The sequence below is a fragment of the Gemmatimonadaceae bacterium genome (assembly GCA_035533755.1).
GTDB lineage: Bacteria > Gemmatimonadota > Gemmatimonadetes > Gemmatimonadales > Gemmatimonadaceae > JAGWRI01.
The window spans coordinates 1-22,686 of record DATLTC010000024.1; the positions used below are offsets into that span (position 1 = coordinate 1).

General features: G+C 70.8%; 22 protein-coding genes. 9 read left to right on the top strand and 13 right to left on the bottom strand.

Annotation, left to right across the window (positions count from 1 at the left end; all coding sequences use genetic code 11):
• The 3 genes from VNE60_03910 to VNE60_03920 all read right to left on the bottom strand — a co-directional run.
• A partial coding sequence (locus VNE60_03910; GenBank protein HVB30654.1) for an XdhC family protein occupies positions 1-272 on the bottom strand: 272 nt, incomplete at its 3' end.
• On the bottom strand, positions 269-1,030 hold the full coding sequence (locus tag VNE60_03915; GenBank protein ID HVB30655.1) for a hypothetical protein: 762 nt from the start codon (positions 1,028-1,030) through the stop codon (positions 269-271). The genes VNE60_03915 and VNE60_03910, both read right to left, overlap by 4 nt.
• 40 nt (positions 1,031-1,070) lie before the next feature.
• On the bottom strand, positions 1,071-2,279 hold the full coding sequence (locus tag VNE60_03920) for a 4-hydroxy-3-methylbut-2-enyl diphosphate reductase (GenBank protein ID HVB30656.1): 1,209 nt from the start codon (positions 2,277-2,279) through the stop codon (positions 1,071-1,073).
• An 86-nt stretch (positions 2,280-2,365) separates the two neighbouring features.
• On the opposite strand from VNE60_03920, the gene sthA reads away from it, so the two are divergent.
• Positions 2,366-3,820, top strand: a complete 1,455-nt coding sequence (gene sthA, locus VNE60_03925; GenBank protein ID HVB30657.1) for a Si-specific NAD(P)(+) transhydrogenase — start codon at positions 2,366-2,368, stop codon at positions 3,818-3,820.
• Between the two features lie 27 nt (positions 3,821-3,847).
• Here sthA and yjjX read toward each other — a convergent pair whose 3' ends face one another.
• Entirely contained in the window at positions 3,848-4,396 is a 549-nt protein-coding gene (gene yjjX, locus VNE60_03930) for an inosine/xanthosine triphosphatase (GenBank protein HVB30658.1), read from the bottom strand.
• 167 nt (positions 4,397-4,563) lie between these two features.
• Between yjjX and VNE60_03935 the strand changes: the two genes are divergently transcribed.
• A complete protein-coding gene (locus VNE60_03935; GenBank protein ID HVB30659.1) occupies positions 4,564-5,220 on the top strand; it encodes a CGNR zinc finger domain-containing protein in 657 nt (218 codons plus the stop codon).
• Positions 5,221-5,241: 21 nt separating this feature from the next.
• Here the strand turns inward: VNE60_03935 and VNE60_03940 are convergent, their stop codons facing one another.
• From VNE60_03940 to VNE60_03955, 4 genes are all read right to left on the bottom strand, one after another.
• Positions 5,242-7,905 carry a DEAD/DEAH box helicase gene (locus tag VNE60_03940; GenBank protein ID HVB30660.1) on the bottom strand — a complete coding sequence of 888 codons (2,664 nt, stop codon included), beginning with the start codon at positions 7,903-7,905 and terminating at the stop codon, positions 5,242-5,244.
• Between the two features lie 46 nt (positions 7,906-7,951).
• Positions 7,952-8,410, bottom strand: a complete 459-nt coding sequence (locus VNE60_03945; protein HVB30661.1) for a hypothetical protein — start codon at positions 8,408-8,410, stop codon at positions 7,952-7,954.
• Between the two features lie 185 nt (positions 8,411-8,595).
• Positions 8,596-9,678, bottom strand: coding sequence for an ATP-dependent 6-phosphofructokinase (locus VNE60_03950; protein ID HVB30662.1), 1,083 nt, complete (start codon positions 9,676-9,678; stop codon positions 8,596-8,598).
• Between the two features lie 13 nt (positions 9,679-9,691).
• A complete protein-coding gene (locus VNE60_03955; GenBank protein HVB30663.1) occupies positions 9,692-9,943 on the bottom strand; it encodes a hypothetical protein in 252 nt (83 codons plus the stop codon).
• 137 nt (positions 9,944-10,080) lie between these two features.
• On the opposite strand from VNE60_03955, the gene VNE60_03960 reads away from it, so the two are divergent.
• From VNE60_03960 to VNE60_03980, 5 genes are all read left to right on the top strand, one after another.
• Positions 10,081-10,506 (top strand): GspH/FimT family pseudopilin, encoded by a 426-nt coding sequence (locus VNE60_03960; protein HVB30664.1) that lies wholly within the window; start codon positions 10,081-10,083, stop codon positions 10,504-10,506.
• A gap of 184 nt (positions 10,507-10,690) precedes the next feature.
• Positions 10,691-11,233, top strand: coding sequence for an RNA polymerase sigma factor (locus VNE60_03965; GenBank protein ID HVB30665.1), 543 nt, complete (start codon positions 10,691-10,693; stop codon positions 11,231-11,233).
• Positions 11,226-11,834: an isoamylase early set domain-containing protein gene (locus tag VNE60_03970; GenBank protein HVB30666.1), complete on the top strand. Its 609-nt coding sequence runs from the start codon at positions 11,226-11,228 to the stop codon at positions 11,832-11,834. Before VNE60_03965 ends, VNE60_03970 begins: the two co-directional genes overlap by 8 nt.
• Positions 11,831-12,454: a hypothetical protein gene (locus VNE60_03975; GenBank protein HVB30667.1), complete on the top strand. Its 624-nt coding sequence runs from the start codon at positions 11,831-11,833 to the stop codon at positions 12,452-12,454. Before VNE60_03970 ends, VNE60_03975 begins: the two co-directional genes overlap by 4 nt.
• Positions 12,455-12,490: 36 nt before the next feature.
• Positions 12,491-13,693, top strand: a complete 1,203-nt coding sequence (locus VNE60_03980; protein ID HVB30668.1) for a glycogen-binding domain-containing protein — start codon at positions 12,491-12,493, stop codon at positions 13,691-13,693.
• A 7-nt stretch (positions 13,694-13,700) separates the two neighbouring features.
• Here VNE60_03980 and VNE60_03985 read toward each other — a convergent pair whose 3' ends face one another.
• From VNE60_03985 to VNE60_03995, 3 genes are all read right to left on the bottom strand, one after another.
• On the bottom strand, positions 13,701-14,804 hold the full coding sequence (locus tag VNE60_03985; GenBank protein HVB30669.1) for a DEAD/DEAH box helicase: 1,104 nt from the start codon (positions 14,802-14,804) through the stop codon (positions 13,701-13,703).
• Positions 14,805-14,944: 140 nt separating this feature from the next.
• Positions 14,945-15,739, bottom strand: coding sequence for an alpha/beta fold hydrolase (locus tag VNE60_03990; protein HVB30670.1), 795 nt, complete (start codon positions 15,737-15,739; stop codon positions 14,945-14,947).
• A gap of 128 nt (positions 15,740-15,867) precedes the next feature.
• On the bottom strand, positions 15,868-16,941 hold the full coding sequence (locus VNE60_03995) for a hypothetical protein (protein ID HVB30671.1): 1,074 nt from the start codon (positions 16,939-16,941) through the stop codon (positions 15,868-15,870).
• A 254-nt stretch (positions 16,942-17,195) separates the two neighbouring features.
• Between VNE60_03995 and VNE60_04000 the strand changes: the two genes are divergently transcribed.
• On the top strand, positions 17,196-17,585 hold the full coding sequence (locus VNE60_04000; protein HVB30672.1) for a hypothetical protein: 390 nt from the start codon (positions 17,196-17,198) through the stop codon (positions 17,583-17,585).
• Between the two features lie 145 nt (positions 17,586-17,730).
• Positions 17,731-18,552 (top strand): alpha/beta fold hydrolase, encoded by an 822-nt coding sequence (locus tag VNE60_04005; GenBank protein HVB30673.1) that lies wholly within the window; start codon positions 17,731-17,733, stop codon positions 18,550-18,552.
• Between the two features lie 19 nt (positions 18,553-18,571).
• Here the strand turns inward: VNE60_04005 and VNE60_04010 are convergent, their stop codons facing one another.
• Entirely contained in the window at positions 18,572-20,524 is a 1,953-nt protein-coding gene (locus VNE60_04010; protein ID HVB30674.1) for a protein kinase, read from the bottom strand.
• On the bottom strand, positions 20,521-22,464 hold the full coding sequence (locus tag VNE60_04015; GenBank protein HVB30675.1) for a serine/threonine-protein kinase: 1,944 nt from the start codon (positions 22,462-22,464) through the stop codon (positions 20,521-20,523). Before VNE60_04015 ends, VNE60_04010 begins: the two co-directional genes overlap by 4 nt.
• Positions 22,465-22,686: the final 222 nt, after the last annotated feature.

Here is a 22,686-nt window from a genome sequence, read left to right on the forward strand (position 1 = left end):
AGCCCCAGATCCCAGGCGTCCTCGTCGGCGAGCGCGATGTCCACCAACTCGGCGCTTCCCGTACGCAGCACGCGGTCACTCGCTTCGGCGGCGCGCGCATCCAGGCACCCGCCGATCGTCACCGCGCCCACGATCTCGCCGGCCTCGCCCACGAACGTCTTGGCGCCCACGATGCTCGACGTGGAGCCCGTGGCCGACACCAGGGTGGCCATGGCCACCCGGTGCTCGCGGTCGCGGAAGGCGCGGAACTGCGAGAGCGAATCGTTGCTCATGCGTCGCCCGCGTTGACCGCGTTCAGCCAGACGCGGCGCACTTCGCTGGCGCCCGCCGCGTTGGGATCGAGGGGCGAACGCCGCCAGTACCAGCGGTCCGCCTCGGCGCCGCGCACGCCGTGCCCGAGAAAGTGCGCGTGCAGGTCGGCCAGCTTCACCGCCGGCGTGCCCCCGGCGATCCGTCGAATGCGGTCATTGACCCGGTCCAGCGCATCCAGCGGCACCGGTTTCGTCTCCTCGTCCACGCCGGGCAGCAGCGCGCTCCCGTCGGAGGGATCGCACACCGTGGCCACGATCAGCGTGCCGTTGGGGCGGGCGCGGCGGATCGCGTCGATCAGGAATTCCAACGCCTCGCCGATGTCCACGGCCGCCTGGCGGACGATGACCGGCGCGGGACGGCGCACGAGCAGGCTGGTCACCTCGATGCCGCCGATGGTGAGCGTGACGAGCGTGCGGGCATCGCTCTCGCCGAGCGTCGCGAGTTGCTCGCCGAACACGTCGCCGATGGTGGCGCCGTCCTCGGCCAGATCGCGGAACGTGATGGCGGGATGCCGCGTGACGAGGTCGAAGCCGGCAAACTCGGGCCAGCGCGCGTCGTCGTTCCGATGGAACAGCGACGCCGCGCCCAGCGGCGCGAGCGTTCCGGCCCGCGGCGTGCGTTCGAGCGCCACGGCCACGCTCGTGGCCCCGGCATCGAGCGCCGGATAGAGATCGGTGGAGAAGGAATCGCCGAGGGCGATGTACTGTTCGAAGTTCACACGCCGACCTTCGGGCCCGCGGTTCGAGCCCGGGATGGAATCAGACGTCGGCGGTGAGGCCGCGCGTTTCCAGAATGCGCGCCACCGTCTCGCCGATCTTGTTGTTGGGAGTGCTCGCGCCGGCCGTGATGCCGATGCGCACCGGTCCGGCGGGAAGCCAGCCGGCCCGGTCGGCCTCGTGATTGTGGATCCCCGCCGGCCGGTAGTGGATGGTCCCCGCTTGGGGGTCGATCCCCGTGGCCGTATCGATGTGATACGTGGGCACCCGCTCGGCGCACAGGGCGGCGAGCGAGATCGTGTTGCTCGAGTTGAATCCGCCGATCACGACCATCACGTCGAGCGGGTGCTGCAGCAGATCGAGCACCGCGTCCTGCCGCTCCTGCGTGGCGCTGCAGATCGTGTCGAAGGTCCGGAAATCCCGGGCCCGCGCCTCGGGCCCGCGGGCGTGCGCGATGGCCTCGCCGATGGCTTCGCCGATGGCCAGCGATTCGCGGGCGAGCATCGTGGTCTGGTTGGCCACCCCGATGCGCTGGAGGTGCCGCGCCGGGTCGAACCCCGGCGAGACCGACTCCTTGAAGTGCGCCAGGATCGTCGCGCTGTCCACCGTGCCCTCGATGTACCCGCACACCAGCCGGGCGTCGTCCATGTGGCGCACCACCAGATACTGGCCGTCGGGGTACTTGCGCACCTGCGACGCGGTGGCGCGCGTTTCCTCGTGGTAGTACTTGCCGTGGATGACCGCCGTGAAGCCGTCGCGGGCGTAGCTCTCCACGCGCTTCCACACGTTGAGCACGGAGCCGCACGTGGTGTCCACGAGCACGCAGCCGATGGCGCGCAGCGCCTCGAAATCGGCGATCGTGACGCCGAACGCCGGCATGATCACCACGTCGTCCGGCGCCACGCCGGCGAAGTCGAACCCCCGCGGCCCCGGATGCAGGATCTCGATCCCCATCTCGCGCAGCTTGGCGTTGACGTGCGGATTGTGGATGATCTCGCCGACGAGGAAGATCCGCTTGTCGGGAAACTTGCGCCGCGTCTGGTACGCGTACTCCACCGCCCGCTCCACGCCGTAGCAGAAGCCGAACTCGTGGGCCAGCCGGATCGTGACGTCGCCCACCGTGAGCGTGTACTCGTGGGCGCGCAGGTAGTCCACCAGCCGTCCGTCGTAGTCGGAGGCCAGGTCGCCCTGGACCTCGGTCTTGAGACCGAATCCCTTGCGGAAGTAGCTCGACTCCGGGTGCGCCGTCATGAAGGGAAATCTAGCGCCGCCGTGGCGATGGGGCCTATCTTCTCCCGACCCCGGGACGCCCCGCGGCTCCCCTCAGTCGGTACCGCATGAGCGAACACTACGACCTCGTCGTGATCGGCGCCGGCCCGGCCGGCGAAAAGGGCGCCGCCCAGGCGGCGTATTTCGGCAAGCGCGTGTGCGTCATCGAGCGCGCGCCCAAGCCCGGCGGGGCCGCGGTGAACACCGGCACCATTCCGTCCAAGACCCTGCGCGAGACGGCGCTCTACTTCAGCGGCCTGCGCCAGCGCGGCCTCTATGCCGTGGACCTCCGCGTCAAGCACGACATCACGATCGGCGATTTCATGCAGCGCGAGCGGTCGGTGGTGGAGACCGAATGGAGCCTCATCGACGACAATCTCAGGCGCCACGACATCACCTCAATCCAGGGCGCCGCCCGATTGGCCGACGGACGGACGATCGACATCGAACGGTACGGGGAACCCACGCGCCGGATCACGGGCGACGTGGTGCTCATCGCCACCGGGTCGCACCCGCAGCGGCCCGAGGGCTTCGAGGTGGACGGCGCCGTGGTCGTGGACAGCGACTCGCTGCTCACCCTGGAGCGCATCCCCGCCCGCATGATCGTCATCGGCGGCGGCGTGATCGGCTGCGAATACGCGTGCACGTTCGCCGCCCTCGGCGTGCGCGTCACGATCGTCAACAACCGCGCCCGCCTGCTCGCCCATCTCGACGCCGAGGTCAGCGAGGCGCTGCGCCAACAGATGACGGCGCGACTCGGCATCGCCGTGCACCTCGACAGCGACGTGGCCCGGGTGGCCATGCAGGGCGACTACGCGGACGTCACCCTCACCGACGGCACCACGCTCTCCGCCGACTGCGTGCTGTACAGCGCCGGCCGCAACGGCAACACCGACGGGCTCGGACTCGAGGCCCTCGGCGTGAAGACCAACGCCCGCGGCTACGTCCAGGTGGACGATCACTTCCATACCGGGGTCGCCCAACTGTACGCGGCCGGCGACGTGATCGGGTTCCCCGCCCTCGCCTCCACGTCCATGGAGCAGGCCCGCGTCGCCGTCTGCCACGCGTTCGACCTCAAGTACAAGCAGCGCGTGGCCTCGCTGCTGCCGTACGGCGTGTGGACGCTTCCCGAGATCGCCACGGTGGGCGAGAGCGAGGATTCACTCAAGCTGCGCGAGGTGCCCTACGAGATCGGACGCGCCTCGTTCCGGCTCAATCCGCGCGGCCAGATCATCGGCGACCTGGACGGATTCGTGAAGCTGCTGTTCCACCTCGACGACCAGCGCGTGCTCGGCATCTCGATCGTCGGCGAGGGCGCGTGCGAACTCATCCACGTGGGCATGGCCTGCATGAGCTTCGGCGGCACGCTCGACTTCTTCATCCAGAGCGTGTTCAACTATCCGTCGCTCGCCGACGCCTACAAGTACGCGGCATACGACGGGCTCCAGGCCCTGGCCCGCCGCTATGCGCGCAACGCCGGTCTCCCCACCAGCGGCTCGCACCCGGCCATCACCGAGAGCTGACGCCGCGCCGGCGCGAGCCGGCCGCGGTCACCAGTATTCGGGCGTGAGAAAGGGCGCCAGCGCGTACGCCACCAACGCCTCGTACGCCTGCTGCCGGTCCACCAGGCCCGCGGTGAGGATCCCCACCGCGCCGGCGCCGCGCTTGGTGTCGTGCGCTCCCGTCAACCGATCCATCGCATGGCCCAACTCCAGCCCGCCGCGCACCGCGTCGGCCACGGCCGGCGGCAGCGGCATCGCCAGCGACCCGCCCACCCCCGTGCGCCCGTCGGGCGTCGCCACGGCCGCCCACGCGCAGGTGCGCATGCCACCCGCCTCGTGCACCACGCCGCCTTCGATCCCCACCCCGAGGTCGGCCCCGCCCAGCGTGAGCACGCCGCGCGCCCGCGCCAGGGCGCCGCGAATCGTCTCCTCGTCGCCCACCGGCTGATCGGGCACCGACGACGTCACGGCAACGCCATCCACCTCGGCGTCGGGCGCTACGCGCGCGAGCACGGCGCGCACGGCGCCGATCTTCACGGGATTGGTGGAGCCCACGAGCACGCGACGGACGGCGGCGAGTGGATGGCGATCGGTCATCGACGAAGATCCGGAGGCGGCAGCCCGAGGACGCGGCGAATTCCGCTCCCGGTGCCGTCAATCTGCAGCCCGGTGCCGGCGGGCTTCAAGCCGCGGTCGCGCGCCGCTGCCCGCCCCACGTCCCGTCGCTTGCCGCTCCCCGCCCGTCCGGTCATGTTAGTCGCGGCATGTCCCCTCCGTCTTCCCCACCCACGATCGAGCAATCGGCCGCTCCCGCCGCGCCGGCCCTCCGCGACGCGTTCGCATTCGTGGGCGAACGCCTCTGGCTCGACTTCGTGAACTCCGACGCCGACGCCTCGGCCACCGACGCCCTGCTCGACTTCGCGACGATGGTCCGCTGGCTCGACGCGGCGCAGGTGATCGACGCCGAGCGCGCCGCCGGGATGACGCGCCGCGCGCAGCAGCAGCCGGCCGGCGCCAGCGCCGCGCTGGTCGACGCGCGCCGGGTGCGCGCCGCGCTCCGCGCCCTCGCCGAGAGTGCCGGCACCCACCGCGAGTCGCGCCTGAACGCCGTGGCCGAGATCAATCGCATCCTCGGGCGCAGCGCCGGCACCCGGCGCCTCGAAATGCGCGCCGACGGCGCGTTCGTGCGCGCCTTCGTGCCGGGCGGCGACGCCTTTGCCGGTTTGATGATCCCGCTCGTCGAGTCGGCGGCCGATGCCCTCATCCTGGGCGAGTTGCCGCGCGTGCGCCGCTGCGCCAACCCGCGCTGCCACCGGGTGTTCTACGACGCCACCAAGAACGGCGGCCGCCGGTGGTGCGACATGGCCACGTGCGGCAATCGCGCCAAGGCGGCGCGCCACCGGGCCCGCGGCAGGGGCTGAGCCGGCCGCGCCCTCGGCGCGTCACCGCCCGCGGCGCCCGCCCCTGCCACCCTTGCCGCCGCGGCCCCCCGGAGGGCCCGAGCCTCTCGAACGCCCTTCGTCGCGCCGGCCACCGCTTCGCCGCCCGCGCTCGCTCCGCCGGTCGGACGTCGGCTCCTCGGGACTGTACGGCAGATCGAGCAAGGCCTGCAGTTCATCCAGCGATGCCGCGCGCACCGCCCCCCGCTTTCCGCGCGTGACGATGAACCGCAGCGGACGATCCAGCGCCGGCAGCTCCTCAAGCACCAGCGTGCGGGCCAGCTTCTCCGGCAACCGGAGCCGGGCCACGCCCCGCGGGCCCTCGGGCGCGTCCTCCACGTCGTAGTGGATCTCCACCGCCTGCCCCCGGATCTCCACGCGCGACGGCAGCTGCGCCAACCGGGCGCGTTCCTCCGGCGCGACGAACGCGTCGGCGTCGAACCGCAGCGCCGCCCGGTGGAAGTCGCGCATCGAACCCACCCCGTCGAGCAGCCGCGCATAGAATGCCGCCAGCTCGGCCTGGCCCAGCCGCGCCGTGCGGCCCGCCGAGCGGCGCCACGCCTCGCGCACGTGCTCCACGGCGGGCTGGTTGCGCCGCGCCGCGGGGTGCCGCGATTCGCCGCGCGCCAGCGCGTCGGCAAGCAGGGCCCGCGCCTGCGCCGCCAGCTCCGCCGGGAATTCGTCGATCTCCTCGACGTCGCGTTCGAGTTCGAAGCCGAAGAAATCCACGCGCCGCACCATGACCAGCGTGCCCCGGCCGCGCCGCGCGTCGTACGCCAGCTCGGGCGGCCGGCGCGTGGCGTGTTCGCGGATCAGGTCGGCGGGGATCTGCGTGCCTTCGATGCCGGCGCGGGGCACGCCGAACTTGTCGGCGAAGTAGCGCAGTTCGCCGGCGATCGCGCCCCAGCTGCCGCACACGCTGGTCTTCGACACCCGCGCGTCGTCGCCGGTGGCGGTGCGTTCGTCGATCACCAGCGTGAACGGCATGTAGCGGGCCAGCAGTTGCTGGAACCGCCGCAGCATCTCGTCGCCGGCGCGCGGCATCCGGTCGGGCAGCGGCGCGCCCACCGCGCGGTACACGCTGGCCATGCCCAGCGCCGCGTCCTCGATCGCCTTGACCAGCACGCCGCGGCGATCGGCCCACGTCTCGCTGCTCCGCTCGTCGAACAGGTGCCGCGGCAGGCCGTACACCTCGCCCACGTACCCGGCCCGCGTGTACGCCTCGGCGTACACGTTGTAGGCCGTGAGATGATCGCTGCCCGGCACCACCAGGCCCGTGAGGTCGCGCTCGTCGCGCGTCATGCGGTGGAGCGACTCCACGGAACTCATCACGGCCAGGAACGGCAGCATGTCGTCGCCGGCATTGACCACCAACTCGGCCCACACCCGCTCCACGGGCATCGCTTCGACGGCGCGGCCGTACGTGGTCAGCCGCCCCTGCTCCACGATGCCGCGCCGCTCCAGCAGCGCCACCGCGTCGCGGTAGGCCACCCGGTCGAGGGGCACCGGCAGATCGAGTTCGTCGGCCCGCACGCCCAACGCCGCGCACGTGATCGCCACGCGCTCCGAATCGCCGGCCAGCTGGAACTGCGGCTCGGTGGGCCGCAGCGTGGCGAAGTCGATCTCGCGGTCGGAGAGGATGTAGACGCGGCCGCCCGCCACCCGCCCGTGCACGCGCCCCGCCATCTGGAGGATCTCGTTGGCGCCCAGGTGGAGTTGCGTGAGCACGTTGCGGCCGCGGTCGATCAGATTCGCGAACCGCACGTCGTCGATGATCACCGTGTCGAGCCCGTGGACGTTGAGCGCGCTCTGGCCCGCCGCCGTCATCGCCAGGAAGAACGGCTTGCGCTCGCTCCCGTCGAGGAACGGGCGGATCACGCGGATCGGCTCGCCGCCATGATAGAACGCCACGTTCATGCGCGGCATCCGCTCCTGCACCAGCCCCGCCGCCTCCTCCACGCCGCGCCGCGTGGGCACGAACAGGGCCACCCCGCGCCGCTGCTTCTGGAACTGCTGCAGCAGGCGATCGTCCAGGAAATCACGCGCCTTGCGGTTGAGCACGCGCACGTCGGCCGCGCGGTCGGGATCGAACGCGTACACCTCGAGCACGTCGGCGCTGTTCAGGTAGCGCGCGTAGAACGCGGGATCCACCGTGGCCGACAGCCAGACGAACCGGCACCCGGCGCGCTTGCCGAGCGCCAGACACAACTCCAGCTCGGCCGACGTCTGGTGGATCTCGTCCACGATCAGGGTGTCGCTGCCCAGGATGTCGCCGTCCTCGAACCACCGGCGCGCGATCCCCGTGGTCACGATCACCACGTTCCAACTCGGCGTCTCGGGCGTGGCCTCGCGTTCGCGGTTCACCACTCCCACCCGCAGTTCGGTGGTGCCGAGCAGCTCTTCGGCGATCGGGCGGATGGCCAGCGTCTTGCCGGTGCCGGTGCCGGCCACGATTCCGAACCCGCGGCGCGAGCGCGCGAGTTCGCGCACCCGCTCGCCGTGGTGCGATTCCAGGAAGGTCTCGAGGTGCAGGCCCACCGCGATCTCGATCGTCTCGCACGCGGCGCGCGTGGGCGCGATGACGATCACCCGTCCGGTGGGCGGATCGCCGCGAACGAATGCTTCGTGGTCGGGAGGGAGCGATCTGTCGCGAACCGAACGTGTCACGGTGCCGGAAGCTGCACTCGTGCACCCCCGGCCGGAACCCCGTCGCCTACGAAAGAATCGGCTTCAGGATCGAAGCCGGCGACCCCTGGTCTAGCGCGGGAAGCGGCCGGGCCTGCGTGGAATCGGGCTTCTTGCCGTCCGGATTCCTGGCCTCGCCCTTCTTCTTGTTGGCGTCGTCGGGCTTCTTCACGAGCGGCCGGGTGTCGGCCGGCTTCTGGTCCAGCCCCCGGGGCATCGGGGCGAGCCCCTTCAACGGCGATCCGGCACTCCGATCGTCCGACGAATGGTCGGCGGAACGAGGCGCCGCGAAGTCGTCCCCGAAGATCACCCGTCCCTTGGGCGGCCGGTTCCGGAGCGCCGACGCGCAGTCGGTGGGCGCCGGCTGCCGGCCCGGCGGCACGCCGTCCACCCACACGCGGCACATGCCGGCGGGCGGACGGAGATCCGGAGGCACCGCTTGGCTGGCCGACTTCGGCCGCTGGGCCTGGGCCAGCGACGCGGCCATCAGGCCGCAAGCGATCGCAAGGAGTTGGTGGGATGACTTCATGGCAGCGGGGGACAGCGAAATCAGGAATGCGGCACCTGCAAGACGATCCGCGATATGGCACGTCATACACGCGCCGGTCCCGCAGGTTCACACCAAGATCGGGTGAAGGCAATCGCCCCCGCAAACCACGCCGAATGCGGTGTTTATGCGTCGCCGAAGCTTATGCCGGTGGATCGCGCGGTCTGGACCACGTCGTGATCGGGCTCCACCCGCTTGGACTGGCGCAGGGCGTCGGCTATGGGAATCGTGATGATGTGCGGTGATTGCAGGGCTACCATGTGTCCCCACCGCTCGTTGGCCACCGCCACCACCGCGGCGCCCCCGAACCGGGTGGCGAGCAGACGGTCGTAGCCGGTGGGCTGGCCGCCGCGCTGGAGGTGCCCGAGCACCAGCGTCCGCGTCTCCTTGCCCGTCCGCTCCTCGATGGCGCGGCCCACCACTTCGGCCACGCCGCCCAGCCGCGCCTCGCCGCCCGGAACGGCCCGCTCCACCGTATACGGAACGCCGCCGCGCGGGAACGCGCCCTCGGCCACCACCACGATCGAAAAGTGGCGGCCCGAGCGGTCGCGCGTGCGGATCTTGTCGCACACGCGCTCGATGTCGTACGGGATCTCGGGAATCAGGATCACGTCGGCGGTGCCGGCGAGCCCGGCGTGGAGGGCGATGAACCCGGCGTGGCGCCCCATCACCTCCATCACGATCACGCGATCATGGCTCTCCGCCGTGGTATGCAGCCGGTCGATCGCTTCGAGCGCCGTGTTGACCGCCGTGTCGAAACCGAACGTGCTGATCGTGGCGCTCACGTCGTTGTCGATCGTCTTCGGCACGCCCACCACGTGCAGGCCCTTGGCGTGGAGCTGCTGGGCCAGGTGCAGCGACCCGTCGCCGCCGATCGAGATCAGGGCGTCGATGCCGAGTTGGCGCGCATTCTCGATCAACTCATCGGAGCGGTCCACCTCGATCACCGTCCCGCCGGGCTGCTGCACCGGCCAGCGGAACGGATTGCCGCGGTTGGTGGTGCGGAGGATGGTGCCGCCCAGATGCGCGATCCCGCGCACCGAGTCGGCGTTGAGCGTCATGACCTCGTCCTCGCCCAGCAGGCCGAAGTAGCCACGCTTGATGCCCAGCACCTCCCAGCCGCGCTGGGCCGCCGAGAGCACGGCGGCGTGGATGACGGCGTTGAGTCCGGGGGCGTCGCCGCCGCCCGTGGAGATGGCGATGCGCATGCTGGAACGGAAGCTAGTCCCGGGGGGGCGGCCACGGTACGTGCGTGAGCGTGGCCAGCCGCTCGATGAGCGTGTCCTGGTGCGCCACCACGGCGCGGAGCGAATCCACCGTGCCCTTGAGGTCCTGCACGTCCTGCTGCATGCCGGTCACGGCGTTGCTCATGTCCATGACGGCCTGCGCGGTGCTGGCCTGGGCGCGCGGGTCCACGCAGCTCCCGAGGGCGACCACGACCGCCAGCGGTCCGAGGAGACGAATGATGCGCATGTGGGGGATGGGCTGGGGTATTCGGGGAAGATGGACGGGCGCGCGCGGGGCGTCGAGGGTGGGCGCGCGGCGGCGGAGCGATGCGCCCGGCGCGAAGATGGTGCGCCCGCAAGGCCCCGCGCCCGCCAGGTTGGCACATGCGTCCCGCCCGCGCCAACACCCTCCCCGAACTCCTCATCGCGCTCACGCTCGTCGCCGTGATCATGGCCCTGGCGGTGCCCCACATGGCTGCGTCGCTCGACCGGGCTGCGGCGCATTCCGCGTCCCAGGAAATCGAATCCATTTTCGCGGCCGCCCGCTCCGAGGCGCTCGCCCGGCACTGCACGGTGTGGGTGGTGATCGACAGCGCGGGGGCCGCGATCCACCTCCGGGTGCCGGGCCGCGGAACCCGCACCCGGCTCCTGGGGTCTGTGTATGGAGTCGTGCTGTCCGCCACCCGCGATTCCATGAGTTACGATGGGCGCGGACTGGGCCGGGGAGCGGCAAATCTGACGGTGATCGTCGCGCGGGGCCTGGTCCGGGACACCGTCGTGGTGTCGCGGCTGGGCCGAGTGCGGCGGTAGCGGACCCGCTCGGCGCGTAGCCGGAGGGGGTCGCCGGCCCTCGGCGGAGCTCGGCCACCCCCCTCCACCGTGCCGCGCTAGATTCCAAAAAGTTCGCGTGCAGGTCACGGATTGGTCTCTCCCGTGATCCACATCACGCAGGAATGTGACGCTGCGCCGTTGGGGGTGGGTTATTCCTCATGAGATGAGCGACGACGCTGCCGACGTCCGACGTGTGCTCAGCGGTGACGTTGACGCATACGCGGCGCTGGTGGATCGGTACTACGACCAGTGCGCCCGGTACGCCGTCCGGATGCTGGGCAACCGGGACGACGCCGAAGATGCCCTGCAGGCCACGTTCCTGCGGGCCTATCGGGCGCTGGCCAAGTACCAGGAACGGGACAAGTTCAGCGCGTGGCTGTACCGCATTCTGGTGAACCAGTGCCGGAGTCTGGCGGCTCGGCGGACGCAGCGGGAGCGGGTCTTCGTTCGCGAGGAGGCGTTGCTGCTCAATGCGCCGGACGACGCGGCGTCGGGGTGGTCGGGTGAGGATGAGGAGTTCGTACAGCGGGTGTTGAGCGAGCTGGACCCGTTGCTGCGTGAGGCGTTTCTCCTCAAGTACATCGAGGAATTGAGCTACGAGGAGATGGCCGCGCTCACCGGCGTCGGCGTCTCCGCGCTGAAGATGCGGGTGAAACGCGCATGTGACCGTCTGCGCGAGAGATGGGAGCGCATTAAGCATGACTGAATCCAACCAGGATCCGTACGTCGAGTGGATCGCAGCGGAGGCGCGGCGGCCAGTGCAACTGGCGGCCGACGCCCGCGTGCGCATCATGGACGCGGTCCGTGCCACCCCGCTGCCGGCGCGCCCTCGCCGCGGCAGCCGGTGGCTCACGGCACCGCGGACGCTCGCGCTGTCTCCCCTGGCGAGTGCGGTTCTGGCCGCCGGCCTGGTGGGCATCGGGGTCCTCGTTGGAATCTCCACCACAAGCCGGGACGGCCGCCAGCAGGCCGAGCAGCCCACCGCTGTCGCTGCGAATGCGCAGCTCCCGGTCCACGATTCACTGCAGGTCCACCGCTTCGAGTTGCGCGATCCGCTGGCGTCCAACGTCTCCCTCGTCGGTGATTTCAACGAGTGGAGCGCGTCGGCCACGCCCATGGAGCGCACGGCTGACGGCAAGTGGACGGTGACGGTCCACCTTCCGCCGGGCCGGCACGTGTACGCGTTCATCGTGGACGGCGCCAAGGGCTCCACCTGGATGCCCGATCCGGCGGCGCTCCGTGCTCCGGACGACGGGTACGGGGCCCCCAATTCGGTCGTGCTCGTGGGCCAGGGATCGGCCACATGAACCGGCGCAACGTTCGGTGCGCGCTCTCGGCGCTGCTCGCGGTGGCCATGGCCGCTCCGTCGCTCCTTGCCCAGGGCCCCGACCCGCTGGCCAAGCTCGACACGGCCAGTCGCCGCATGGTCCAGTCGCTCATCGATTCGGCGCGTGCCGAGGGGCTTCCCACGCAGCCGGTGATCTCGAAGGCGCAGGAAGGGGTGAGCAAGCATGTGAGCGGCCCCGTCATCGCCCGCGTGGTGCGGACGGTGTTCCTCTCGCTCCGCCAGGCGCGGGCCACCCTGGGATCGGGCGCCAATCGCGATGAACTGACTGCCGGAGCGGCGGCGCTGCAGGCCGGAATCCCGGCCGCGGCCCTCATCGACCTGCGCCACGCCGGCCGCGGAAAATCGATCACCGTGCCCCTGGTGGTGCTCGCCGACCTCGTCACCCGCGGCGTCCCGCGCGACACGGCATCCCGCGCGATCCTCCAGCTCTGGCAGGGGGGGGCCGGCGATGCCGATCTTCTGGGCTTGCCGCGGGCGGTGGAACAAGACATAGTATCGGGAGCCGCACCGGGTGACGCGCTCCTCAATAGAGCGCGTACCATCCCGATTCGGCTGCCGCCTGCCAAGGTCCCCGAGTAGCGGCTCGCGGTTACCCGAATGCCGAGCTCGTATCGAATGTTCGAGCTGAAGCCCAGCACCGCAGTCCTCGCCATCGGCCTCGTCCTGCTCATTCCGCAGCACGAGGCCTCGGCGCAGATCGTCTCGCGGCTCGAGGCGGGCGGGCTGATGAGCTCCACCCCGGGCTTTCTCCCGGCCAGCGCCATCAGCCTCACCCCGGACGTGCGCTACGACGGGCAGGTGCTCAAGGTCAGCGCCCGCGGCTCGGCCTGGATCAACGGGCAGTCGTGGCAGTTGGCCGACGGACAGGTCTCGGCCTCGGTCACCACGCCCACCCGGCATCACCTGAGCGCCCAGCTCATCGGCAACGCGAGCCGGGCGTATTACGACGAACTCAACCAGAACGAACAGATCGACGCCGAAGCACGGGTCCATCTGGTGTTCTCGCAGAAGGGTGGGCTGTGGCTGGAGACCGGCGTGGCGCGTCCCTGGCGCGTGGCCGTGGTATCGGCCGTGGACGTGGCGGGCGCCGGCGCCTGGACCCAGTTGGGCGGGGCCACGCTCACGGGCACCTACACCAACTTCGCGTTCACCAAGATCGCGAGTTCCAAGGATTCCACCGGCGCCGCGCAGGCGTGCAGCACGCAGACGGACAACAACAGCTGCCTGCGCCAGTCGCATTTCAGCGACGTGCAGGGCACGGTCCACTGGGAGAAATCGTTCTTCGAGATCAACGCGCAGACCGGCTATCGGTTTGGTGACAACAACGACGTCACCCCCGATTCGCGCCGGTGGGCGTCGGCGAGCGCCGTCGTCTGGCTCTCGTCCGACATGGCGGTGGTCGTGGGCGGCGGGCGGCAGCCGGCCAATCCGGCCCGCGGGCTGCCGGCCCGCAATTATGCCAACCTTGGCGTGATGCTTGCCGCATGGCCGGCGATGACCGAGGGCGCCGTGCCCATCGAAGCCCGCGCCAGCGCGATCAGCAAGTTCGATATCAGTTCGGCCGGCACGTCCCTGGAGCGCGTGCAGGTGCACATCGCGGGCGTGCAGTCGGTGGACGTCATGGGCGACTTCACCGATTGGGAGCCGGTGGCGATGGTCCAGCGCGGCCGCGACCTCTGGGAAGCCCTGGTGCCCATCGGCGCCGGCGTGCACCAGCTCAACGTGCGCGTGGACGGCGGCAAGTGGCAGCCGCCCCCGGGCGCGCCCACGATGCGCGACGGATTCAACGGCGAAGTGGGCGTGCTGGTGATCCGGTAGCGCGGCCTCAGTCGGCGGCGACCGTGCCGAAATCGAACCCCGGCACGGAAATGCGCGCGATCGGCGCGCCGATCATGCGCTCGATGGTGCGGACCATCGCGATCTCGTTGGGCGCCATGAACGTGAAGGCATCCCCCGTGGCGTCGGCGCGGCCGGTGCGCCCGATGCGGTGGACGTAGTCCTCGGGCTGCTGCGGCACGTCATAGTTGATCACGTGCGAGATCCCGGAGATGTCGAGGCCGCGCTGGGCGATGTCGGTGGCCACGAGCACGCGGATCTTGCCGTCCTTGAAGTCGGCCAGGGCCTTGGTGCGCTGGGCCTGCGTCTTGTCGGCGTGCATGGCGGTGGCGCTGATGCCCTCGTGCTCCAGATCCCGCACCACGCGATCAGAGCCGTGCTTGGTGCGGCTGAACACGAGCACGGAGTCCATCCCGCTCTCCTTGAGCAGTTGCGCCAGCAGCGCCGTCTTCCGCTCCTGCGGCACCGGGTACACGGCGTGCGTCACCGTGCTCGCCGCGGAGGAACGAATGCCGATCTGCACGACGATCGGCTTGCGGAGGTACTTGCGCGCCAGGGCCTCGACTTCGGGCGGCATCGTGGCGCTGAACAGGAGCGTCTGCCGGTAGCGCGGAATCTCGGCCACGATCCGGTTGATCTGCGGCGCGAACCCCATGTCGAGCATGCGATCCGCCTCGTCGAGCACCAGCACTTCGAGGTCGTCGAACACCACGTTCTGCCGCTCGAGGTGGTCGATCATCCGGCCCGGCGTGGCGACCACGACATCGACGCCGGCCCGCAGCTTCTTCTGCTGGGGGTCGAGCGGTACCCCGCCGTACACCGGCGCCACGTCGAGGTCCGCGTACTTGGCGTACTTCTGCACGCTCTCTTCCACCTGCACGCACAGCTCGCGCGTGGGCGTGAGGATGAGGGCTCGCGTGCGGCGCGGCCCGCCCGTGAGCCGGTCCACGATCGGCAGCGTGAACGCCGCCGTCTTGCCGGTGCCGGTCTGCGCCAACCCCATGATGTCGCGGCCCTTGAGAACGAGCGGAATGGCCTGCAACTGGATGGGCGTCGGCTCGCGATATCCGGCATCCGCCACGGCGTGCAACACCGGTTCGGAGAGCCCCAGACCGGCGAACGTCGCCGACGGCTCGGATGACTCAGGGGACTGGGACGGCTCGGATGGCTCCGATTTCGGTTTCTTCTGTCTTGGCATCGTTCGTGAACGCTAACGCCGCTCACGGCCGGTCGCTACTCGCGCGCGAACGCGACCAACGCCGCGTTCACGTCGGCCGGGCACTCCTCGTTCACGGCGTGCCCCCCCGCCACGCGCACCGTACGCAGCCCGGGAACCGCCCCAGCGGCGGTCTCGCCGGCCGCGATCAGGTGATCGTGGGTGCCGAGCACGAGCAGCACCGGACAGCTGATGCCGGCGAGTGCCGCCGCCGGATACGGCTCCCACGAGAATCGATGCAGACATGCCACCACGGCCGCCGCATATCCCGGCTGGCGCGACGTGGCCCAGTACTCGTCCACGACGCGCGCGGTCACGCGCGATGAATCCCAGTAGGCCAGGTGCAGGAACAGGTCCACGAGCGGGCGGGACACGATGTACGGGGCCAGGTCGCGTAGCCCCAGCGGCGTGACCGCCTTCGCGATCGCCATGAACCGCACGTTCCCGAGCCCCGCCGGATTGATGGGCGCGATGGCGCCCACGCGCGGATGGCGCTCGATGGCCAGCCCGAGGGCGATCGCGCCTCCCATGCTCACGCCCACCACGCATGCGTCGCGCACGTCGAGCGCGTCGAGCAGCGCGCCCACGGCGGCGGTCATCGCGGGGCGCGAGTACGCGTCCAGGGCCGACGGCTTGTCGCTCAGGCCGTGCCCGGGCAGGTCGAGCGCGATGGCGCGGAATCCCGCCGCGGCCAGCGCCGGCAGCGCGTCGCGATACGAGTATGCCGATGCGCCCCAGCCGTGCACGAGGACCATGGGCCTGCCAGCGGGCGATCCCGCTTCGAGCACCCGCAGGCGGACGCCGTCGTGCACCGGTACATACCGCACCGTGATCCCCGCGACGTGCGCGGGAAAGATCTCCTCCGGGAGCAGATGCGCGGATCCGCCGCCGGGCCGTGGCGCCGCGCCATCGCGAGGCGTGCCGCCCCCCGCCGCCGGCGTCAGATGACTTCGATCGACCGACCCGCCAGGCGCGCGATGAGCCCCAATCGGAAGGTCACGTCGGTCCACCGTTCTTCGCCGGCCAGATCCGCCTCGAGCGGGTACATGGGCCACACGAACGGGTTCGTGCTCCGCACCGCCTGCAACCCCTTGTGCGGGTGCCACACCCCATCCGCGTCGCGGTCATCCAGGAACCGGTCGAACAGCTTCGACCAATTGTCGTTCAGCCTGAGAAACCCGAGCCGCGCCATCAACTCGAGCCAGGAGAGGGCGCTCACGACGTCGGCATCGGCGGCGTTGCGGTGCGGCAGATGGTCGCCCAACACCAGGTGATGCTGCGCGGCCACGCGCCGACCCAGCAGCTGCACGATCTCCTGGCGCGGCAGGGGCTGCGTGATGAACGCGTAGATCCGGTCCATCACCTCGGCGTGCTCGGTGCAGAACAGCGGCATGTGCGCCAGCATGTTGAGCGCGTAGATCGACGGCGGCGCGGCGTCCGGCGCCAGCACGTGCCGGTTGCCCACGCGCATCCACGGCTTGGCGGCCAGCGGCGAGCGCAGGAAGGTGTTGATGCGGTCGAGGATCCGCCGCGCCGCGCCGCGCAGCCGCGGATCACCCCCGTAGCCGGCCTGGGCGAGCGCCGCCGCTGCCGCCTCGCGGAGGATGCCGCGCCCCCGATGCACCATGTCTTCGTCCGGCGCCGCACGGCCGCCGAACTCGTAGAGGAATTCCGGATCATCGTCCTCGGCCAGCAGCCGGAAGAGCACGCGCCGCGCCTGGAGCAGCGGCGGGGAGTCTTTGTCCCACCCGTACTCCAGCAGGCGCCGCACGGCGGTGATCGTGCCCACGCCTTCGAAGTGCGTAGCGCGAGCCGAGGGCACGGTGAGCATCGTATGGGACCACGTGCCGTCGGCACTCTGCAGCAACGCCAACAGCAGCGCGGGCCGGTACGTATAGGGGAGAGAGCCGGCGCGGTCCTCCGGCGACATATCCGGCTGGGCGACATCGACCAGGGCCCGGTACTTGATCGCGGCCGAGGCGTGTTCGAGGAGCCACCCCAGCGGGAACCGCACGGGGGGGGCGACCGGAGGGGTAGGCAAGGGCACCGGCAACCCGGAAACGTCGGGTGCCGGCGGGGACTGGATGCTTGATGTAGGAGGCAGGGTCACGGCGTCGCTGGAAACGGGTGGTGAGGCGATGTCGTACCGCCCCCAACTGCGGGGCGCGTAAGCATAGCCTTTTTCGGGTGATGCGCTAGAGGGGAAACACTAAGTCCCACTCGTGCAATCACTTGTGTGCAGGGATCCCATTCTTTCAGGAGCGTTTCATGCGGAAGCTGGCAATGGTGGCACTCGCAGTGATGTGCATGGGTGGCAGCGCGTCTGTGGCGTCGGCCCAGGGCGGCATGGGTGGTGGGCGCGGACGTGGTCCGATGATCGATCGCTGGATTGCGCAGCCCACGGCCATCACGCTCACGGCCGACCAGCAGAAGAAGTTCGACAGCCTGAAGACCGCGATGACGGGCGAGCAGCAGAAGGCGCGCGACGACGCGGGTGACGATCGGCAGGCGATGATGGGCAAGATGATGGAAATCAACAAGAAGTACCAGGAGGCCGTGCGTGGGATCCTCACGCCGGACCAGCAGAAGACGTTCGACGAGAACGTGGCCGCCATGGGCCGCGGTCGCCGCGGCGGCGGGGGTGGCGGCGGGCGCTAGTCGCACACGCCACGCGCGTCGCACAGCGGGCCGCTCCGACCGGAGCGGCCCGCCTGCGTTGGAGGTGGCCGAACGCGCGGCGCCGGGCGATCTTCTCCGGCGATGCCGCCTCCCCCCACTCGCCCCACCCCGTCACGGGTCCGCCATGCGCGGTGAATTCGTGGACGTCGGTGGCGTGCGACTCTACTACTACGCGGCCGGCACGCGCGGGGCTGGCGAGCCGGTGGTGCTGATCCACGGATTCCCGGCGTCCGGGCATCTGTGGAACGATGTCGTCCCGCTGCTGCCTCCCGGGCATCGCATCGTCGTGCTCGACCTGCTGGGGTACGGCCGGAGTGATCCGCCGGCCGCCGACGATCTGAGCGTGCACGGACACGCCGACCGCGTGCTCGCGCTGCTCGACGCGCTGGGCATTCGCGATGCGCTGTTGGTGGGCCATGGGCTGGGCGGCGGCATCGCGCAGTCGCTGGCGGTGCGGTTTCCGGCGCGCGTGTCCCGGCTGTGCCTCGTGAATTCGGTGGCGTTCGACGCCTGGCCCACGCGCACGGCGCGGATGTGGCGGCGACTGCACGCCCTGATCAGCCTGGCGCCGCCGTCGTGGGCGCAGTCCGTGCTCCGGACCACGCTCCAACGCGGCTATGCGCACGCCGAGCGCGGCGTGCATTCGCTGGAACATTACGCCCGCGCGTTCGCCGGCCCCGACGGCCGGGCCACGCTCGTGCGGCACCTGCGCGCGATGGACGCCGAGCAGACCATGGCGCTGGCGCCGCGGCTGGGATCGATCGCCGCCCCGACCGCCGTGGTCTGGGGACGCGGCGATCCGTTCTTCCCGGTGGCGGTGGGCGAGCGGCTGCGCGATGCGATTCCCGGCGCGACCCTGGACGTGTTGGCGAGCGCCGGTCACTTCCTGCCCGAAGACACGCCGGCCGCGCTGGGTGCGGTGATCAGCGGCCTGCTCGCGCGCTGATCGGACGCGGCGGGCGCGCTCAGAGGTCGCGCACCTCGTCCGCCGCCTCGAGCACGTGGCCGATCTCCCGCGAGATCGTGCGCGCCTCCTGCGTGGCGCTCGTCACCACGCCGAGCGCGGCATCGATGCCCGCGGATCGCAGCTTGAGCAGGTCGAGCTTCAAGTTCTGCAGCGCCATGCAGGCGCTCTCGAACTGCGGCAGCAGCCGTCCGCGCCGGGTGAGCAGATCGTGCACCGTGCTGCGCTGGCGCTCGAGCAGCGCCAGCCGGCGTTCGCCCTCGGCGGTCTGCGTCTCGCGTTTCAGATCGGCGATGCGCTGGTCGAGGGCCCCGAGGTTGGCGCCGGAGGCGTCGGCATCGAGACTGTGCAGCGTGCTGGCCAGCGCGGCGATGCGGTCGCCGAGCGCGTTCACGGTGGGCTCGATGTCGGGCAGCATCTGCCGCTCGGTGGGCGTGAGCTTGGCCAGCACTTCGCGGATGACGATGCGATCGCCCATGGCGCGCCGCACCGCGGCGCCGTGGGGACCGGCAAGGACGGCATCGCTCACCAGGGCCGGCTCGGGCGGCGGCGGCGCCGCCGTCAGCCCGACGGACGCGGGGCGCTGGTGGCGCGCGAGTTGGGCCGGGGAGCCCGCCGGGGGCGGTGTGGGCTGGGCGCGCGAGAACAGTTGCTTGAGCGTGGCGCCGTCGGCCCACAGGTTGCCCCAGCGGCGCACGACGCCGACGCCGATCGCGAGCGCTGGGAACAGCCACCACCAGAACTCGGGGGACGTGAGCATGTTGATGCCGAACAGCAGCACGAGCGTGGACATGTTGCCCACGAGTTGCCGGCGGAAGGCGGCGATGCGCTCGTCGAGCGGCCGCGCGGGATCGTCGTGGCGCAGGTGGCGAAGTTCGCGGCTCCTCTCGCGCCGCTCACGGCGCGAGAGGGGAACGGGGCCGCGGTAGTCGTCGGCGCGGGCCCTGACTTCGTCCTTCCAGTCACGCCAGGCGTCGCGGCCGTACCCGATGGGCAGCGGCGGCAAGATGAAGCCGGGCGTGGGCTCCGGCGGCGCGGGGGGCATGGCCGGCGACTGCATGAAGCCGGTGGACGACAGCTGCGCAACGCGCGGGATGGAGGGGGCGGTGGCCGGCGTGTCGGCGCGGATGGCGTCGCGGAACGCGCCACCGTTGGGCCACCGGGCCGCGGGATCCTTGGCCAGCGCGGTCTCCACCGCGCGCACGATGGGATCCGGCGCGTCGGGCCGCTGTTCGCGGATCGGCCGCGGCGTCTCGGACACGTGCTTGACGAGCATCGCCGGCGTGTTCGACGCCTTGAACGGCTGCTCGCCGGTGAGCATCTGGTACGCCACCACGCCCAGCGAGTAGATGTCGCTGCGTCCATCCACGTCGCGTTCGCCCAGGGCCTGCTCGGGCGACATGTAGGCGGGCGTGCCCACGGCGACGCCGGTCACGGTGAGCCGCGAGTCGCCGGCCGCGGCGCGCGCGATCCCGAAGTCGGTGACCACGGTCCGCCCGCTGGCCCGGTCGAGCATGATGTTGTCGGGCTTGATGTCGCGGTGCACCACGCCCTTCCTGTGCGCGTAATCCAGGGCGTCGGCCACGTCGCCGATCACGCGCCGCACCTCTTCGAAGCTCGACCGCGGCGCTTCGTGCAGGTGCTGGGCGAGGGTGATGCCTTCCACCAGCGCCATCACGAAGTACACAACGCCGTCGCGCTCGTCCACCGAGTAGATGGGCACGATGTTCGGGTGGTTGAGCTGCGCCGCCATCTGTGCCTCGCGCAGGAACCGCGTCTTGACGTCGGCGTTGAACGCGAGGTCGGGCGGCAGCAGCTTGATGGCCACGTGGCGGTTGAGCCGCAGGTCGAGCGCCCGGTACACGGCCGCCATGCCGCCGCGGCCGATTTCCTCTTCGATCAGATAGTGGTCACCGACCGCCGCGACGAGCCGATCCTGCAGGTAGTCGCTCACCGCTTCTCGACGGTCGAGCGGGCGGCCCCTGGGCGTGCGGTGGCTTGCCCCAGCGCGTCGGCCACATAGACCGCGCTGTCCACGCTGTCGGCGAGCGACAGCGCGTTCATGGCGAGCGAGGTGATGTGCTGGTGGGTCTGCATGCCGGCGCGCAGCCGCAGCACGTCGAGCTTCATGTTGCGCAGGGCCAGGGCGCAGGTTTCCAGGCGGGCGGCCACGGCGGCCCGCTTCTGTTCGAGGTCGGCGATGGCGCGCCGCTGCCGTTTGAGAAAGGCCAGCCGGTGCACGCGTTCCTCGCTGGCGCGGTGATCGAGCGGATTGGCGGCGCCCTCCAGCCGGACGATCTCCGCTTCGTACGCCGCGATGCCGCCGGGCACGGTGTTGTGCTCGACGTCGGCGAGCGTGATCGCCAGTCCCTGCACCTTCTCGTACAGGGCGAGCGCCGAGCGTTCCACATCGGGCACGCGCGCGCGGTCGGCGGCGGGCATCGACTGGATGAGGCGGAGGATCTCGTCGCGATCGCCGATCGCCTGGCGCACGGTATCGGCGTACGGACCAGCGGCCTGGGCGAGGGTGCCGTCATTCAGGCGCGGACCGCCGATCGCGCCCGCGTCCGGGGCGCCGGCGGAGCGCCGGGCCAGCCGCCGCTGGCGCCGCGCATCGAGCAGCGCGCGCCGCTTCTTGGAACTGGCCAGCGCCCGCACGTGCTCCATGAAATCGTCGAACACCTCCATCAGCTCGCGGTCGCGCGGCTGCTGGAACACGTCGCGCCAGTCGTAGCCGTCGCTCCAGAGCTTGGCGTACTTGAAGGCGAGGACGATGCTCCAGATCACGGTCACGAACGTGAAGCTCGTGCTGGTGAAGATCGACATCACCACGATGACGCCGTTCACGTACAGGTACGGCCACACCCGTTTGCGGAACGCCTTCACCTGCGGCGCGTCCCAGCGGCGCAGATCGTCGGCCGTGGGCACATAGTTGCCGCCGTCGTATGCGCCGTCGACGGCAGACGGCGGGGTGCCGCCGATGCCCGTGGTCAGGGCCGCCCCGGCGGCGGCCGACGGCAGCCCCACCACGCCCGGGGCGAGGCTGGACGTCGGCATGGGGATCACGCCGCCGTCGAGCGCCTTGATCAGGTCGCCGGCCGAGGGGAAGCGGTTGGCCGGGTCCTTCTCGAGCATCACCATCACGGCGCGCGCGAGGTCGTCGGGCACGTCGGCGCGGCGCTGCGCGATGGGCACCGGCATCTCGGAGATGTGCTTGACCAGCATGGCCGGCGTGCTGCCCGCGGAGAACGGCGGCTCGCCGGCCAGCATCTGGTAGGCCACGATCCCGAGCGCGTAGATGTCGCTGCGGCCGTCGATCACGCGCTCGCCCGCCGCCTGTTCGGGGGACATGTACGCCGGCGTCCCGATGGCCATCCCGGTGGCGGTGAGCCGCGAATCGCCGTCGCTCACGGCGCGCGCGATGCCGAAGTCGGTCACCATCGGGCGGCCGCTGTCGGCGTCGAGGAGGATGTTGTCGGGCTTGATGTCGCGGTGCACGACGCCCCGCTCGTGGGCATAGGCAAGCGCGTCGGCCACGTCGCGGAGAATGCGCCGCACCTCCTCCACGGGAAGCACGCCGCGGTCGTGCAGCCGCTTGGCCAGATTCTCCCCGCTCACGTAGGCCATCTCGAAGAAGACGAGGCCCTGCGCCTCGTCCACCGTGTAGATGGGGACGATGTTGGGGTGGTTGAGCTGGGCCGCGGTTTCGGCCTCGCGCAGGAACCGGGTCTTGATGTCGCTGCGGAAGGCCAGCTCCGGCGGGAGCACCTTGATCGCCACCACGCGCTTGAGCCGCCGGTCGCGCGCGCGGTAGACGATGCCCATGCCACCGCGTCCGATCTCGGCGTCCAGCTCGTAGTGCGCACCGAGGGCGCGCTCTACGAGCGCGCGCATCTCGGAGTCCGCAGGCGGGACGACGGGGTCAGACACTCGGCGAGCTCGTTTTTAGGGCGGAATACGGCATTCTAGCACGACACCAAACTTCTGGAAAGGACGCGCCGGTTCGGCAGTGTCACTACGTCAGACTAGCGGGCCGAAGTTGCAAATCCCGCCATGGTGTCGTAAGTCGTGCGGGTAGGCGGACGCCTTCGGCGGCAACCGAGCGGGGCTCCGGAG

What these genes read in the sequence shown, in the direction of transcription:
- VNE60_03920 (HVB30656.1), bottom strand. Translation starts at nt 2,279, where the DNA reads ATGACGGCGCACCCGGAGTCGAGCTACTTCCGCAAGGGATTCGGTCTC.
- sthA (HVB30657.1), top strand. Translation starts at nt 2,366, where the DNA reads ATGAGCGAACACTACGACCTCGTCGTGATCGGCGCCGGCCCGGCCGGC.
- yjjX (HVB30658.1), bottom strand. Translation starts at nt 4,396, where the DNA reads ATGACCGATCGCCATCCACTCGCCGCCGTCCGTCGCGTGCTCGTGGGC.
- VNE60_03935 (HVB30659.1), top strand. Translation starts at nt 4,564, where the DNA reads ATGTCCCCTCCGTCTTCCCCACCCACGATCGAGCAATCGGCCGCTCCC.
- VNE60_03945 (HVB30661.1), bottom strand. Translation starts at nt 8,410, where the DNA reads ATGGCCGCGTCGCTGGCCCAGGCCCAGCGGCCGAAGTCGGCCAGCCAA.
- VNE60_03950 (HVB30662.1), bottom strand. Translation starts at nt 9,678, where the DNA reads ATGCGCATCGCCATCTCCACGGGCGGCGGCGACGCCCCCGGACTCAAC.
- VNE60_03955 (HVB30663.1), bottom strand. Translation starts at nt 9,943, where the DNA reads ATGCGCATCATTCGTCTCCTCGGACCGCTGGCGGTCGTGGTCGCCCTC.
- VNE60_03960 (HVB30664.1), top strand. Translation starts at nt 10,081, where the DNA reads ATGCGTCCCGCCCGCGCCAACACCCTCCCCGAACTCCTCATCGCGCTC.
- VNE60_03965 (HVB30665.1), top strand. Translation starts at nt 10,691, where the DNA reads ATGAGCGACGACGCTGCCGACGTCCGACGTGTGCTCAGCGGTGACGTT.
- VNE60_03970 (HVB30666.1), top strand. Translation starts at nt 11,226, where the DNA reads ATGACTGAATCCAACCAGGATCCGTACGTCGAGTGGATCGCAGCGGAG.
- VNE60_03975 (HVB30667.1), top strand. Translation starts at nt 11,831, where the DNA reads ATGAACCGGCGCAACGTTCGGTGCGCGCTCTCGGCGCTGCTCGCGGTG.
- VNE60_03980 (HVB30668.1), top strand. Translation starts at nt 12,491, where the DNA reads ATGTTCGAGCTGAAGCCCAGCACCGCAGTCCTCGCCATCGGCCTCGTC.
- VNE60_04000 (HVB30672.1), top strand. Translation starts at nt 17,196, where the DNA reads ATGCGGAAGCTGGCAATGGTGGCACTCGCAGTGATGTGCATGGGTGGC.
- VNE60_04005 (HVB30673.1), top strand. Translation starts at nt 17,731, where the DNA reads ATGCGCGGTGAATTCGTGGACGTCGGTGGCGTGCGACTCTACTACTAC.
- VNE60_04015 (HVB30675.1), bottom strand. Translation starts at nt 22,464, where the DNA reads ATGCGCGCGCTCGTAGAGCGCGCCCTCGGTGCGCACTACGAGCTGGAC.